Annotated in this window: 13 protein-coding genes; all 13 read left to right on the plus strand. The window is 57.2% G+C overall.

Annotated features, from left to right (window positions below; all coding sequences use genetic code 11):
- The first annotated feature begins 11 nt into the window (after nucleotides 1–11).
- Entirely contained in the window at nucleotides 12–1,109 is a 1,098-nt protein-coding gene (spoVE, locus tag AAFN83_RS18680; RefSeq protein WP_347772159.1) for a stage V sporulation protein E, read from the plus strand.
- 4 nt (nucleotides 1,110–1,113) lie between these two features.
- Entirely contained in the window at nucleotides 1,114–2,223 is a 1,110-nt protein-coding gene (murG, locus tag AAFN83_RS18685) for an undecaprenyldiphospho-muramoylpentapeptide beta-N-acetylglucosaminyltransferase (RefSeq protein WP_347772161.1), read from the plus strand.
- Between the two features lie 309 nt (nucleotides 2,224–2,532).
- Complete coding sequence (gene murB, locus AAFN83_RS18690) at nucleotides 2,533–3,441, plus strand: UDP-N-acetylmuramate dehydrogenase (RefSeq protein WP_347772163.1); 909 nt, start codon at nucleotides 2,533–2,535, stop codon at nucleotides 3,439–3,441.
- A gap of 46 nt (nucleotides 3,442–3,487) precedes the next feature.
- Nucleotides 3,488–4,783, plus strand: coding sequence for a UDP-N-acetylglucosamine 1-carboxyvinyltransferase (gene murA / locus AAFN83_RS18695; protein ID WP_347772165.1), 1,296 nt, complete (start codon nucleotides 3,488–3,490; stop codon nucleotides 4,781–4,783).
- 155 nt (nucleotides 4,784–4,938) lie between these two features.
- Nucleotides 4,939–5,688: a cell division protein FtsQ/DivIB gene (locus AAFN83_RS18700; RefSeq protein ID WP_347772167.1), complete on the plus strand. Its 750-nt coding sequence runs from the start codon at nucleotides 4,939–4,941 to the stop codon at nucleotides 5,686–5,688.
- A 226-nt stretch (nucleotides 5,689–5,914) separates the two neighbouring features.
- Nucleotides 5,915–7,156 (plus strand): cell division protein FtsA, encoded by a 1,242-nt coding sequence (gene ftsA, locus AAFN83_RS18705; RefSeq protein ID WP_347772169.1) that lies wholly within the window; start codon nucleotides 5,915–5,917, stop codon nucleotides 7,154–7,156.
- A gap of 62 nt (nucleotides 7,157–7,218) precedes the next feature.
- Nucleotides 7,219–8,352, plus strand: a complete 1,134-nt coding sequence (gene ftsZ, locus AAFN83_RS18710) for a cell division protein FtsZ (protein ID WP_347772171.1) — start codon at nucleotides 7,219–7,221, stop codon at nucleotides 8,350–8,352.
- Nucleotides 8,353–8,723: 371 nt separating this feature from the next.
- Nucleotides 8,724–9,629, plus strand: a complete 906-nt coding sequence (spoIIGA, locus tag AAFN83_RS18715) for a sigma-E processing peptidase SpoIIGA (protein ID WP_347772173.1) — start codon at nucleotides 8,724–8,726, stop codon at nucleotides 9,627–9,629.
- 49 nt (nucleotides 9,630–9,678) lie between these two features.
- A complete protein-coding gene (gene sigE, locus AAFN83_RS18720; protein ID WP_347772175.1) occupies nucleotides 9,679–10,401 on the plus strand; it encodes an RNA polymerase sporulation sigma factor SigE in 723 nt (240 codons plus the stop codon).
- Nucleotides 10,402–10,543: 142 nt separating this feature from the next.
- Nucleotides 10,544–11,326, plus strand: a complete 783-nt coding sequence (gene sigG / locus AAFN83_RS18725) for an RNA polymerase sporulation sigma factor SigG (RefSeq protein WP_347772177.1) — start codon at nucleotides 10,544–10,546, stop codon at nucleotides 11,324–11,326.
- A gap of 338 nt (nucleotides 11,327–11,664) precedes the next feature.
- The gene (locus AAFN83_RS18730; RefSeq protein WP_347772179.1) at nucleotides 11,665–12,009 is read left to right on the plus strand and encodes a YlmC/YmxH family sporulation protein; all 345 of its coding nucleotides are present in this window, start codon (nucleotides 11,665–11,667) and stop codon (nucleotides 12,007–12,009) included.
- A gap of 79 nt (nucleotides 12,010–12,088) precedes the next feature.
- Complete coding sequence (gene pgeF / locus AAFN83_RS18735) at nucleotides 12,089–12,964, plus strand: peptidoglycan editing factor PgeF (RefSeq protein WP_347772181.1); 876 nt, start codon at nucleotides 12,089–12,091, stop codon at nucleotides 12,962–12,964.
- 14 nt (nucleotides 12,965–12,978) lie between these two features.
- Nucleotides 12,979–13,662: a YggS family pyridoxal phosphate-dependent enzyme gene (locus AAFN83_RS18740; protein WP_347772183.1), complete on the plus strand. Its 684-nt coding sequence runs from the start codon at nucleotides 12,979–12,981 to the stop codon at nucleotides 13,660–13,662.
- Nucleotides 13,663–13,668: the final 6 nt, after the last annotated feature.

A 13,668-nucleotide genomic window follows, 5' to 3' on the forward strand; every position in this document is an offset into this window, starting at 1 on the left:
GGGGACGGACCATGCCACAACGCCGCAAATCGCCGGATCTCATCTTGCTGACCGCTGCGCTCCTGCTGTTGACCATCGGGGTTCTGATGGTGTACAGCGCAAGCGCCGTGCTGTCTTTTCATGACTTCGGGGATCGGCTCTATTACACAAAACGCCAACTGCTGTTTGCCCTCCTTGGGATAGGCGGGATGTATGTCACTTCGCGCGTCGACTACGCCGTATGGGCCAAATGGTCGAAGCTGCTGCTGTTTGCCTGCTTCGGCTTGCTACTGCTCGTGCTGATTCCCGGCATCGGGGTCGTTCGCGGCGGAGCCCGCAGCTGGCTCGGTATCGGCTCGTTCGGCATTCAGCCCTCGGAGTTCATGAAGCTCGGCCTGCTGCTCTTCCTGTCGAAGCTGCTCGCGGAGGGCCGCTTTCCGCTTAAACGGTTCTGGAGGGGCTTGATGCCACCACTGTTGCTCACGCTCACCGCCTTCGGCCTCATCATGCTGCAGCCTGATCTCGGAACCGGGGTCGTGCTGTTCGGGGCTGCTCTGATGGTCATTTACACGGCCGGTGCACGCATGCTCCACCTCGGTCTCCTGGGGCTTGGCGGGGTTGCCGGCTTCGTCGGCCTCATCCTCGCTGCACCTTACCGCTTGAAACGGATTGCGGGCTTCCTGGATCCGTGGTCTGATCCGCTCGGCACCGGATACCAGATCATTCAGTCGCTCTATGCGATCGGTCCCGGCGGACTCGCCGGTCTCGGGTTTAATCACAGCCTGCAGAAGCACAGCTACCTGCCCGAGCCGCAGACGGACTTCATTTTTTCCATCATCGGTGAAGAGCTCGGTTTCATTGGCGGAGCCTTCGTGCTTGCTCTCTTTGCTATCCTCGTCTGGCGGGGGATACGCGCATCCATGTCTGCCCCCGACCCCTTCGGCTGCTTGCTCGCCATCGGCATTACCGGCATGATCGCCGTTCAGGTGATGATCAACATCGGCGTGGTCATCGGTCTTTTTCCGGTCACCGGTATCACTCTTCCTCTGATCAGCTACGGCGGCTCTTCCTTGACCTTGATGTTGACGGCAATTGGTATTTTGCTTAATATATCCCGACAGGCGAGGTGAACCCATGCGAGTCGTGTTAAGCGGAGGGGGGACCGGAGGGCATGTCTATCCGGCCCTCTCCGTTCTGGAAGAGGTGTCACGGGAAGAACCGGACTCTCACTTTCTCTATATCGGGACGACGACGGGACTTGAGCGCGGCATTGTAGCCAAAGCTCATCCCGATCTTCGGTTTGAGGCCGTTGACATCTCTGGCTTTAAGAGAAAGCTCAGCTTGGACAATGTCAAAACGGTGGTCCGGTTTCTTAAGGCGACGGGTCGTTCCCGGGAGCTGCTCCGCGAGTTTCGCCCCGACGTGGTGGTGGGGACCGGCGGGTATGTCTGCGGTCCGGTGGTGTACGCCGCAGCGAAGCTACGCATTCCAACACTGATTCACGAGCAGAATGCCATTCCCGGCCTCACGAACAAGTTTCTCAGCCGGTATGCCGATACCGTTGCAGTCAGCTTCCGCGGCTCGGAAAACCAGTTTGCCGCTGCCCGACACGCGGTGTACACGGGCAATCCGCGGGCAACCACCGTTGCGTACGCGGATTCGTTCAGCGGCTTGCGCTCGCTTGGGCTGCGCAAAGGCGATAAACTGGTGCTCGTCGTAGGAGGAAGCCGGGGAGCACGAGCGATCAACGAGGCGATGGTGGAGCTCGCCGAGCGGCTGCCGCGCCTTCCCAATACGACCTATCTCTTCGTTACGGGTGAACCCTATTATGAGGAGACAGCGACCCGCATCCAGAGGAAGCTCGGAAGTCTACCGGAGCGGCTGCGCCTTAAGCCGTACTTGCACAACATGCCGGACGTGCTGGCGGCAACCTCACTCATCGTCAACCGAGCAGGGGCGTCCTTCCTTTCGGAGATTACGGCGCTCGGCATCCCGTCGATCCTGATCCCGTCTCCGAATGTGACGAACAATCATCAGGAAGTGAATGCCCGCTGGCTGGAGAGAGAAGATGCGGCGGTTCTTCTCCCGGAGAAGGAGCTCACAGGCGAACGACTGGCCGGCGAGATCGAGGCGGTCATGGGGAACCCGGCCAAGCGACGGCGCATGGCCGAGAGCGCGAGGCGGATGGGGGAGAGCGAGTCGGCCCTGCTTCTGTACCGGGAGCTGGTCCGCCTTGTGCGCTAAGCCTCAAGCGGCTTGGTCTTGGCCTCTCTAGGGTCCCGCTCGCAGCGGGTTTCACTCGGACCGGTAGTTCTGCCGCAACGGGAGCTGCCTACAGAGCGTATAACTCCATAAGAGAAGCAAGGTTTCTCTCTTGGGAGGAGCCTTTCGCTTCTCCTTCTGTCAGGGAGGGACAAGCCTGACCTCGTGAACCCGCCCGCACTTCTGTGGGCGGGTGTCACACTCTATCGCCAAACACATACCATACACTATAACCGTGACAAACACCTACCCATGCAAGGCTCAACCGGTGTTTGTTGGAGGAGGTTTCCGATGCAACAGCTCTTAAGCGAACTTCAAGCTGCCGACGTTGGCGCCATTTTGACGAACGAGCCGCTAAGCGCACACACCACTTGGAAGATCGGAGGGCCCGCCGATCTCTTGATTACGGTCCAGAACCGCGATCAGCTCGTCCGGCTGATGCGGCTTCTGCACGCCCATCAAGTCCCTTGGCATGTGCTCGGGCGCGGCTCGAACGTGCTGGTCAGCGACAAAGGCATCCGCGGCGCGGTCATCAAGCTGGGCGGCGAGCTGGCGGATGCGCGCTTTGAGGAAGGCTTGATTCATGCAGGCGGCGGCTATTCCTTCATCAAGCTGTCGGTGCTTGCCGGCAAGCAAGGGCTTACCGGCCTGGAATTTGCAGGCGGCATTCCGGGTTCGACCGGAGGGGCTGTCTACATGAACGCGGGAGCTCACGGCTCGGATGTTTCGCGGGTTTTGAAAGAGGCCGAGGTGGTGCTCGAGGGAGGAGAAGTGGTCGTCTGGACCCCGGAGGACCTGAAGTTCCGTTACCGGCATTCGGTTCTTCAGGAGCGCCGCGGCATCGTCATGAAGGCGGTCTTCGCTCTTGACCCCGGCGATCGCAAGGAAATTGCCGGAGCGATGGCCACGTACAAGGACCGCAGGTTGCGGACCCAACCGCTTCAATTGCCTTGCGCAGGAAGCACCTTCCGCAACCCGGAGGGGCACCACGCAGCGAAGCTGATCGAGGCAGCAGGGTTGAAGGGAATGCGTGTCGGAGGCGCGGAGGTGTCGACCCTGCACGCGAATTTTATCATCAATACCGGAACGGCGACTGCCCAGGATGTTCTCGCCTTGATAGACCGTATCCGCACCTGTGTTCGCGATCAATTCGGAGTTGAGCTCACACCCGAGGTTCTCCTGATGGGAGAGAGGGACTAAGGCACTCGCCTGCCGGTTGGCTGAAAAGCGAACAGGAGGTGAGTCTTTGGAAAAATTGGTGATCGAAGGCGGGAAACCTCTCTCGGGAACCATTCGGATCCAAGGAGCCAAAAATGCGGCGCTGCCAATCATGGCGGCTAGCGTGTTGTGCCAGGGAGAGATTGCATTAGGGAATGTTCCCGATCTGCTCGATATCCGCGTCATGCTCGATATCCTGACCGCGCTGGGCAGCAAGGTCCAACGGGAAGAGGATCGGATTCAGCTGGACATGAGCGGGCTTCATTCCTCGCATATCCCGGAAGAGCTGATGAAGCAGATGCGCTCCTCCATCTTCCTCATGGGGCCGCTTCTGGCGCGATTCGGGGCGGTGACGGTTTACCAACCGGGAGGATGCGCGATCGGGGAGCGGAAGATCAACCTGCATTTGCAAGGGCTGGAAGCGCTCGGAGCGGTGATCGAGGAGGACGGAAACACGATTCGCTGCCGCGCCGATAAGCTGAAGGGAGCCGACATCCTGCTCGATTTTCCGAGTGTGGGAGCGACGGAGAATATCATGATGGCGGCTGCTGCTGCAGAGGGCCGGACCACGATCCATAATGCAGCCCGGGAGCCGGAAATCCAGGACCTTCAGCATTTTCTCAATGCAATGGGGGCGCGAATTTACGGAGCAGGCACGGATACCATCACCATCGACGGGGTAGCGCGCTTTACTCCCTGCACCTATCGGATCATTCCGGACCGAATTGTGGCCGGAACGCTTCTGGTCGCGGCAGCGGCGACGCGGGGGAACGTCACACTCGAAGAGGTCAACCCGCAGCATTTGACCTCGCTTATCCACGTGATGAAGCGGTCCGGTGTTCAAATCATCTCCTCCGGTGATATAATGAACGTGCAATGCCACAACCGTCCGAAGCGGATTGAGCGGATGATGACCTCGCCGTATCCCGCCTTTCCGACGGACCTTCAATCGCTGCTTATGGTTTTTCTTTCGCTGGCCGACGGTCTGAGCATCATCAAGGAGACGGTATTTGAGGGACGCTTCAAGCATGTCGACGAGTTGAACCGCATGGGAGCGGATATTCACGTCGACATGAACGCAGCCTTTATCAAGGGCGTTCCCCGGCTCTATGGAGCAACCGTCGAAGCGACCGATCTGCGAGCAGGCGCGGCGCTTGTCGTTGCCGGGCTTGCGGCCCACGGGACCACGGTCGTCGAGCAGATTCATCATATTGATCGCGGCTACGAGCAGATCGAGGGCATGCTCGCCCGACTCGGCGCGCGCATTCGGCGCACTCCCATCGAAGGAAGCGCCCCGACGCCCCTGGCCGATCGAACGGGTTGAGTGGTCGATCCTCGCTGCAGGATTTGCCAAAGGGCTTTGCCGCCCGCCCCCCAACGTCTCCTTTTGGCGGTTGCGGGGCGGGGCAGCGGCATTGACCATTCGCTATCAGTCTATCCGCAAAGTAGGTGCCATGCGTTTTGCCCAAGGATACTACCATGCCCGCGCTCAAAGCGGGAAAGCCGAAGAAGCGGGGCAGCCGCAGGCTGATCCTCTTGCTGCTCTTCTTTTTTCTCATTGTATTCGCCTACCTTTTCTTTCAATCCTCGCTAGGCAAAATAGCCGAGATTCGCATAACGGGAACCGATATGACGACGCAGCAGCAACTGACAGCCGCTTCCGGTGTTCAGGTGGGGGACTCCTTCTTTTTACTGAAGAAAGAAGAGGTGGAGAAGAGACTGCTGACCGTTCCTGCTGTGCAATCTGTAAGGGTGTGGAAGGTTTTCCCTGGCGTGTTGAATATGGAAGTGAAGGAATATACACGGGCCGGCTATCAGCTCGGCAAGGACGGAAGTCCGGAGGCCGTGCTTGCCGACGGGCGGGCGTACAAGCTCACCGACAAGGGCTTTCCTTCGGATCGTCCGATCCTGACGGGGTGGAAGCAGGACGGAGCAGAATGGAAGGAGCTCGTTCAGGCGCTCGCCGCCATTCCGGAGGAGCAGCTGTCCGATATCTCGGAGATCAAGCCGTTTCCCAACGTATTCCCGGATCGAATCAAGCTGTATACGCGGTCCCAGTTCGAAGTGATTACACGCATTGCGTTGCTGAAGGACAAGCTCCCCCAGCTTCCGTACTTCACGAGTGAATTCAAGCGCAAGAACGGCACGACTGGAATTTTGACCCTGCTGGAGCAGGATCGGGGCATTCCGTTCCCATCCGCTTCGGTGGTTCCCTCTTCCGCTCCGTGATCACTTTTTCACGCAAAATGGGCTACTCATGATGCCCAATGAATGGTAAAATTGTTTTTACGGCCCGTCCAGCGGGCATTTTGCGTCATGGAAGAAGTTACCGGGCGGGAGATCGACAGGAATCTTAAAAAATGTGGTGAATAAAAAAGGGATAGCGCGAATCGTGTGGAATAAGTAAAAGGTTACACGGCTCTACATCGGAATTCGCTCAGGGAGGTGCCCCAGATTGGGCGGCAATGAAACAATCGTCAGCTTGGATATCGGAACCTCGAAGGTTCGCGCCATCATCGGCGAAGTGAACAATGGTTCCATTCATATAGTCGGCGTCGGTGCAGCAGACTCGGAAGGAATCCGTAAGGGAGCCATCGTGGACATCGACCAGACCGTCGACTCGATTCGCAGTGCGGTTGAACATGCGGAACGAATGGTCAGCATTCAGATTGATGAAGTGTATGTTGGGATTTCCGGCAATCATATTTCGCTGTTAACGAGTCATGGAGTCGTGGCGGTTGCCAATGACGATCGTGAGATCGGAGAGGACGACATCGACCGCGTGCTGCAAGCCGCCAAGGTGATCGCTCTGCCGCCGGAACGCGAAATTATCGGAGTGGTTCCCAAGCAGTTCGTCGTGGACGGCTTGGAAGGCATTCAGGACCCTCGCGGCATGATTGGCGTTCGCTTGGAAGTCGAAGCCATTATCATTACCGGTGCGAAATCTTCCATTCATAATCTTCGCCGAGTGGTTGAGAAGGCAGATCTGAAGGTGCTCGGGCTCATTCTGATGCCGCTCGCCGCCGGCAATTTGACGCTGTCCAAGGATGAGAAGACCATTGGAACCGTATTGGTCGACATCGGTGCGGGATCGACGACCATCGCGGTCTTCGAGAACGGAACGATTGTCGCGACCTCGACGCTTCCGATTGGCGGAGATCTGATCACCAGCGATATTTCCATCGGGTTACATACGCAGATGGAGCATGCCGAGCGGGTGAAGCTCAAATTCGGCTGTGCCCAGTCGGAGCTCGCCGCCATGGATCAAACCTTCAAGGTTCCTCGCATCGGAAGCAATTCCGAGAAGGACTTTACCCAAGTCGATCTCACCGGAATTATTGAGCCGCGAGTACAGGAGATCTTCCAGCTGATTCGCAGCGAAGTGTTCCACATGGGCTATGGAAATACCCCGGGGGGCTACGTCCTCACCGGAGGAACGGTCTCCATGCCAGGCCTTCTGGGCGTGGCTCAGAAGGAGCTTGCCACATCCGTCCGCGTCGCGACTCCCGAGTATATCGGTGTACGCGACCCCTCTTATACCAGCGGTGTCGGAATCATCACGCAAATGATCAAGATGCACAAGCAGCGCGCAGCAACGGGAACGAGCAGCAAACCGAGCAGCGCCAAGAAACAACAACGAAGCGATCAGCCGGGATGGTTCGAGCGGTTTAAAAACTGGTTAAGCGAATACATCTAACCGGACATGCGCCTGGAATGCTGTGGTAATGAACAGGATCAGTGAGGAGGCTAATAACGTATATGTTTGAATTTGATCTCGATGTAGACCAACTTGCAACCATTAAAGTGATTGGTGTTGGCGGAGGCGGAAGTAACGCAGTCAACCGCATGATCGAGAATGGCATTCAGGGTGTAGAATTCATTACGGTCAATACGGATGTGCAAGCGCTCAATCTGGCAAAATCCGAGCTGAAGCTCAAGATCGGGGAGAAGCTCACCCGCGGCCTTGGGGCCGGAGCCAATCCGGACGTAGGCAAGAAGGCCGCTGAAGAATCCCGCGAAGCGATCGTTCAAGCCCTCAAGGGCTCCGATCTCGTCTTTGTAACCGCCGGTATGGGAGGCGGAACCGGTACCGGAGCCGCTCCTGTCATCGCAGAGATCGCACGCGAGTGCGGGGCTCTCACCGTCGGCGTGGTTACCCGCCCGTTTACCTTCGAAGGCCGTAAACGTGCTCTCCAGGCGGAGCAAGGCATCGCCGCGCTTAAGGAAAAAGTGGACACGCTGATCGTTATTCCAAACGATCGTCTGCTCGAAATCGTTGACAAGAAGACGCCGATGGTCGAAGCCTTCCGCGAAGCGGACAACGTGCTTCGTCAAGGGGTGCAAGGCATCTCGGATCTGATCATGGTCCCCGGTCTCATCAACCTGGACTTTGCCGATGTGAAGACAATCATGACCGAGCGCGGCTCGGCACTCATGGGAATCGGGATCGGCACCGGCGAGAACCGTGCTGCCGAAGCGGCGAAGAAAGCCATCATGAGCCCGCTCCTGGAGACTTCGATCGAAGGCGCGCGCGGCGTGATCATGAACATCACAGGCGGCGCCAACCTCAGCCTGTATGAAGTCAACGAAGCGGCTGAGATCGTCATCGCCGCATCGGATCCCGAAGTGAACGTCATCTTCGGCGCCATTATCGATGAGAATTTGAAGGAAGAAATCAAGGTGACCGTGATCGCCACCGGCTTCGAGCATAAGGAGGCAAGCATTCCGCAGCCGAAACGTCCTTCCACCAGTGCAGAGCCGAATGCTTCGGTATCCTCTGGACAAGCTGCAGGGGACGGCAACCGCGTTCCGCCGCTTCGTCCGTTCGGAAGCCAGCCTTCCGGCGACCAGCTCGACATCCCGACCTTCCTTCGCCGCAAGAACAAAGAATAGGATCGGCATCTGCCGATTCACGAGAGAGGGACACCCGATCAGCCCGCAGGCTGGCATGAGGTGTCCCTTTTTTCATTAGCGCTCCGTTTCGCATTGCTCATCCCGCGAGTCTGCACCTGCAGGCAATTCCTTCTCTTCATATGGCTCTCGATCTTCCTCATAGTACATTCCCTTCACCTCCACTCCCAACAAAAGCCCTCTTCATTCTACCTCGTTCCCATTACCGGAAGATCAGCACCATGTCAACCAAACGTCAAAATGGACTCCCCGATCTCGACAAAAAAACAACCGGACACGCGGCATATTCAGACAGACTTTGAAGGGGGGCTGGCTTATACTAGGTTCATCCTGCACAGCGGGGACGGATGGTCGTGGTCGTCTATGTCGATCTGCTCTTTCTGATCAATTTTGGTATCGATGGAGCCCTGCTCGCGGTCACCGCGTGGACATTGAAGTCCGCTTATCGCAAATGGCGTCTTGTTGTAGCAGCTTCCTTCGGCGCTCTGTATGTGGTGCTCGTCATCTTCCCGTCGCTCTCGGTCCTGTATTCGCTTACGGCGAAAGGGCTGGTTTCCCTTCTCATGATCTTCATCGCTTTCGGCTACGGAGGACTGGGTCGATTCATGAAGCATCTCGGAACCTTCTACCTCGTCAACTTTTCAGTCGCAGGCGGTCTATTTGCAGTCTCTTATTTTGTGCTTTCCTCCGATGAGCTCGTGGACGGCATTCTGTTTTCCCGGCTCGGCGGAAAGACCTTATCATCCGGGCTGCTGGGCGGATTGCTTTGTTTTTTTGTCTGGCTGTTCTATCGTCTCTTTCAATCGGCGAAAAAGCGTCAGGAGCTCAGCACGCAGCTGGCGGAGGTGAGGGTGGAGCTGGGGGAGCATGTCTATGCCTGCAAGGGGTTGATCGACACCGGCAATCAGCTCTATGATCCCTTGACGCGCATCCCGGTTATGATCATTGAAGCGGCGCAGTGGAAGGATGTCATTCCAGAACCCTGGCTGAAAAAGATTCGTTCTTCGGAGGCGGATCGACTGATCGCTGCCATCGGGGAAGGAGAGTTTGAGTGGCAGGATCGCCTGCGGCTTGTTCCTTACCGAGGGGTGAATCGGGGTACCCAGTTTCTGCTGGCGCTCAAGCCGGACCGCGTCATCGTCACCTGCGAGGAGAAAAGGTGGGAAACCGCGCGGGTGCTCGTTGGACTGGACGGCGGGCAACTCAGCCGGGACGGCGCTTACCGGGCCATCCTTCATCCCACGCTGCTGGAAGCCTAGAAATGGCACCAATCCGCCTTTCCAACCAAACCAATCAGGAGGAACCGCCATGCTGTTGAAGTGGAAAATGCAGCTCTTGCTGAACTATTATCGTCTCCTGCTTTTTCTCGGGCTGAAATCCAATGAGATCTATTACATCGGAGGCAGCGAAGCGTTGCCGCCGCCGCTTACGCGCGAGGAAGAAGAGTACCTGCTTCAGCGGCTGCCCAGCGGCGATGCCGCCATCCGGGCCATGCTCATTGAGCGCAACCTCCGGCTGGTCGTCTACATCGCCCGCAAATTCGAGAACACCGGAATCAACATCGAAGACCTCGTTTCGATCGGCGCGATCGGCTTGATCAAGGCCGTCAATACCTTTGACCCCGAAAAGAAAATCAAACTGGCCACGTATGCATCCCGCTGCATTGAAAATGAGATTCTCATGTACCTGCGCCGCAACAGCAAGATTCGTACGGAGGTCTCGTTCGATGAACCGCTTAACATCGATTGGGACGGCAACGAGCTGCTGCTTTCCGATGTGCTGGGAACGGAGAATGACACCATCTATCGGAACATTGAAGAGCAGGTGGATCGCAAGCTGCTGCACAAGGCCCTCGACAAGCTGTCGGAGCGGGAGCGAACGATCATGGAGCTTCGCTTTGGCCTCCTTGACGGCGAAGAGAAGACGCAGAAGGATGTCGCAGACCTGCTCGGCATATCGCAGTCCTATATCTCGCGGCTCGAGAAACGCATCATCAAACGGCTGCGCAAGGAATTCAACAAGATGGTGTGATTCCCCATCGCGCGAGAGCCGGACGGTCTCTTTCGAAGGAAGAGCCGCTTCGCGTTCGTTTTCCAGAACTTGGGTCAACCGCATAAAATGCCCTTCCGGGGAGATACTGAACAGTAATGTTCTCCTTGGGAGGGATTCGCTTATGACCCGCAACAAAGTCGAAATTTGTGGCGTTGACACTTCCAAGCTTCCCGTGCTGACCAACACGGAGATGCGCGAGCTGTTTACCAAGCTGCAGACGCAGAATGACCGGTCAGCCCGCGAAAAGCTGGTGAACGGCAATCTTCGGCTCGTACTGAGCGTCATTCAACGATTCAACAATCGCGGCGAGTTTGTGGATGACCTGTTTCAGGTGGGCTGCATCGGCTTGATGAAGGCCATCGACAACTTCGACCTCGGCCAAAATGTGAAGTTCTCTACCTATGCCGTTCCGATGATCATTGGGGAAATCCGCCGGTACCTGCGGGACAACAACCCGATTCGCGTATCTCGCTCTCTACGGGATATCGCCTACAAGGCGCTTCAGGTACGGGACAACCTGACCAATCGCAATTCCCGGGAACCGACGGTTTATGAAATCTCCCAGGAACTCAACCTGGCGAAGGAAGACGTCGTGTTCGCCCTGGACGCGATTCAGGACCCGGTCTCTTTATTTGAACCCATCTACCATGACGGGGGCGACCCGATCTATGTCATGGACCAAATCAGCGACGAACGAAACCGGGACATTACCTGGATTGAGGAGATCGCCCTGCGAGAGGGAATGCACAAGCTGAACGATCGGGAAAAGATGATCCTGTCCATGCGCTATTACGATGGCAAGACGCAGATGGAGGTGGCGGAGGAGATCGGCATTTCCCAGGCGCAGGTTTCTCGTCTGGAAAAGTCAGCGATCTCGCAAATGCAGAAGCACGTGAAATCTTAACCCAGACAGATAACAAACCGGCCGAGTCCGGTTCCAGAAACAAGCGGTACCGGGGGGGAACGCCGGGATCCGCTTGTTTTTTTGTTCGTCAATCACCTCCCCTGCTAAGAAGGTATGTGGCGCGCTTCCGGCTGATTCCACTCATCGGAGGAAGCCTGCTTGTCCCTCCTTGGACTTTTTGCCGTTTCAGGCACGATGGGGCTTTTCCTTTCATATAGTTAGAGCGTGTTTGCAAACCCGACCTTTGGCCGAGTCTATCGAATGATGAACGGCCGTTTTATGGGTTTACAAACACGCTCTTAGGTATACCAAGCCCATGCAGGGGAGGTAGAGATCGGGTGAAGATATCGGACTTTCAGTCCAAGGACGTCATCAATATTGTAGACGGCAAAAAGCTTGGCCAGGTGAGCGACCTGGAGCTGGACTTGCGTCAAGGGAGGATCGAAGCCATCGTCGTGCCGAGCCATTCCCGCTTTTTTGGTTTTTTTGGCGGGAATGCTGACGTCATCATCCCCTGGAGGAACATCGTAAAGATCGGTGCGGATGTCATTCTCGTTCGCTTAGACGAACGCATCTATCGACCGACGGAGGATGACGTTCCGGCGGAATACGTCCGGCCATCCCGGGAACGGGATCGGGAGGCCAGGGAGCGCGAACGGGAGCAGCGGATCCGGGAATCGTAGGAAGGACCTGCATATGACCGAGGCTTCGGGCTTTTCATCTGTTCCTGTGGTACACTGGGAGAAAGAGAGGGGAATCGACATGGAACCATTTGCCTATACTGCCCCTGAATCTTCTCCCGGCCTGTTCATGTTAACCCCCTTCATGACCCGCTTCCCCCGCCTTACCGCGGGGATGACCGCGCGTACAGGGGGAGTGAGCGAGGAGCCGTACGGTACCTTGAACTGCGGCCTGCACGTGGGGGATCGTTCAGAGGCCGTCATCACCAACCGTGAGCGGGTTGCCGGCGCACTGGGAACCGAGCTGAGCTCCTGGGTGTACGGAGAGCAGGTTCATGGCAATCGGGTAGCGATTCTGGGTCCTGCGGAGCTCGGGAGAGGAACGCGGGAGCGGGAGACCGAGCTGCCTGCAACGGATGCCTTCATTACCCGGACCCCCGGCTTGATCCTGGCGGCGTTGTTTGCAGATTGCGTACCGTTATACTTCTATGATCCGGTCCACGAGGCGGTTGGTCTCGCACATGCCGGTTGGAAGGGCACGGCCGCTCGGATTGCCGCACGCACGGTTGAAGCGATGGAGCAGGCGTTTGGCACGAACCCGGCGGATCTTCTTGCCGCGATTGGACCGTCCATCGGGAGCTGCTGCTATGAGGTGGACGAAGGCGTGCTTGGACCGATTCGCGAAGCGCTGGGCATGACTCGTGAAGCGCTCGCAGCTTGCGAATCGAACCCGCTCTATGAAGAACGGGAGGACGGAAAGGCAAGGCTGGACTTGCAACAAGTCAACCGACAAATTATGATAAAAGCAGGAATTTTACCTGCATCTATCGAAGTTACGGAACGATGCACCCAATGTTCTCCCGATCTGCTGTTTTCCTATCGCAGAGATGGAGGCCGAACCGGCCGCATGCAGGCCTGGATCGGGCTGCTGCCGGAGGGTGGCTCATCGAACCATTGAAGGGGTAAGAAGTCATGACGCTAACGGATCGCATCGCGGATGTCGAACGACGAATCGAAGCTGCGTGCGCCCGATCGGGCCGCAGTCGCGAGGAAGTACAGGTCGTCGCCGTCACCAAATATGTATCGCTTGACCCGACACAAGAAATCCTGCAAGCCGGCTTTCGCCATCTGGGAGAGAATCGCTGGCAGGATGCCCGCGAGAAGTGGGAAGCCATTCAAGAGGAAGCCATCTGGCATTTCATCGGCCATCTGCAGACGAACAAGGTGAAGGACGTGGTCGGCCGATTTCCTTACATTCATTCCGTGGACAGGCTCTCTCTTGCCCAGGAAATAAGCCGCAAAGCGGTGGAACGAGGAGTGACGGTAAACGTCTATCTCCAAGTGAATGTGTCCGGGGAAGAGTCGAAATACGGGCTGGCACCGGAGAAGCTTTTGCCGTTTGCCAGAGATGTTCGGGAATTGCCCGGCCTTGCGGTGATCGGGCTGATGACGATGGCTCCCTACGAGGCGGAGCCCGAGGAAACCCGGCCTGTATTCCGCGGCCTGCGCGAGCTTAGGAATGAGCTGAACCGCGCCGCCGTCTTTTCCGAGCCGATAACCGGACTGTCCATGGGCATGTCCAATGATTTTGAAGTGGCCATTGAAGAAGGAGCGACCCTGGTTCGGCTTGGTTCGGTGCTTCTTCGCAGCGAATAATAAGGA

This window comes from Gorillibacterium sp. CAU 1737 (assembly GCF_039888655.1).
Taxonomy (GTDB): domain Bacteria; phylum Bacillota; class Bacilli; order Paenibacillales; family NBRC-103111; genus Gorillibacterium.

Excerpts from the sequence above, each read along its gene's own strand:
- spoVE (WP_347772159.1), top strand. The coding sequence starts at position 12 with ATGCCACAACGCCGCAAATCGCCGGATCTCATCTTGCTGACCGCTGCG.
- ftsZ (WP_347772171.1), top strand. The coding sequence starts at position 7,219 with ATGTTTGAATTTGATCTCGATGTAGACCAACTTGCAACCATTAAAGTG.
- pgeF (WP_347772181.1), top strand. The coding sequence starts at position 12,089 with ATGGAACCATTTGCCTATACTGCCCCTGAATCTTCTCCCGGCCTGTTC.
- murB (WP_347772163.1), top strand. The coding sequence starts at position 2,533 with ATGCAACAGCTCTTAAGCGAACTTCAAGCTGCCGACGTTGGCGCCATT.
- AAFN83_RS18700 (WP_347772167.1), top strand. The coding sequence starts at position 4,939 with ATGCCCGCGCTCAAAGCGGGAAAGCCGAAGAAGCGGGGCAGCCGCAGG.
- murG (WP_347772161.1), top strand. The coding sequence starts at position 1,114 with ATGCGAGTCGTGTTAAGCGGAGGGGGGACCGGAGGGCATGTCTATCCG.
- sigG (WP_347772177.1), top strand. The coding sequence starts at position 10,544 with ATGACCCGCAACAAAGTCGAAATTTGTGGCGTTGACACTTCCAAGCTT.
- AAFN83_RS18740 (WP_347772183.1), top strand. The coding sequence starts at position 12,979 with ATGACGCTAACGGATCGCATCGCGGATGTCGAACGACGAATCGAAGCT.
- sigE (WP_347772175.1), top strand. The coding sequence starts at position 9,679 with ATGCTGTTGAAGTGGAAAATGCAGCTCTTGCTGAACTATTATCGTCTC.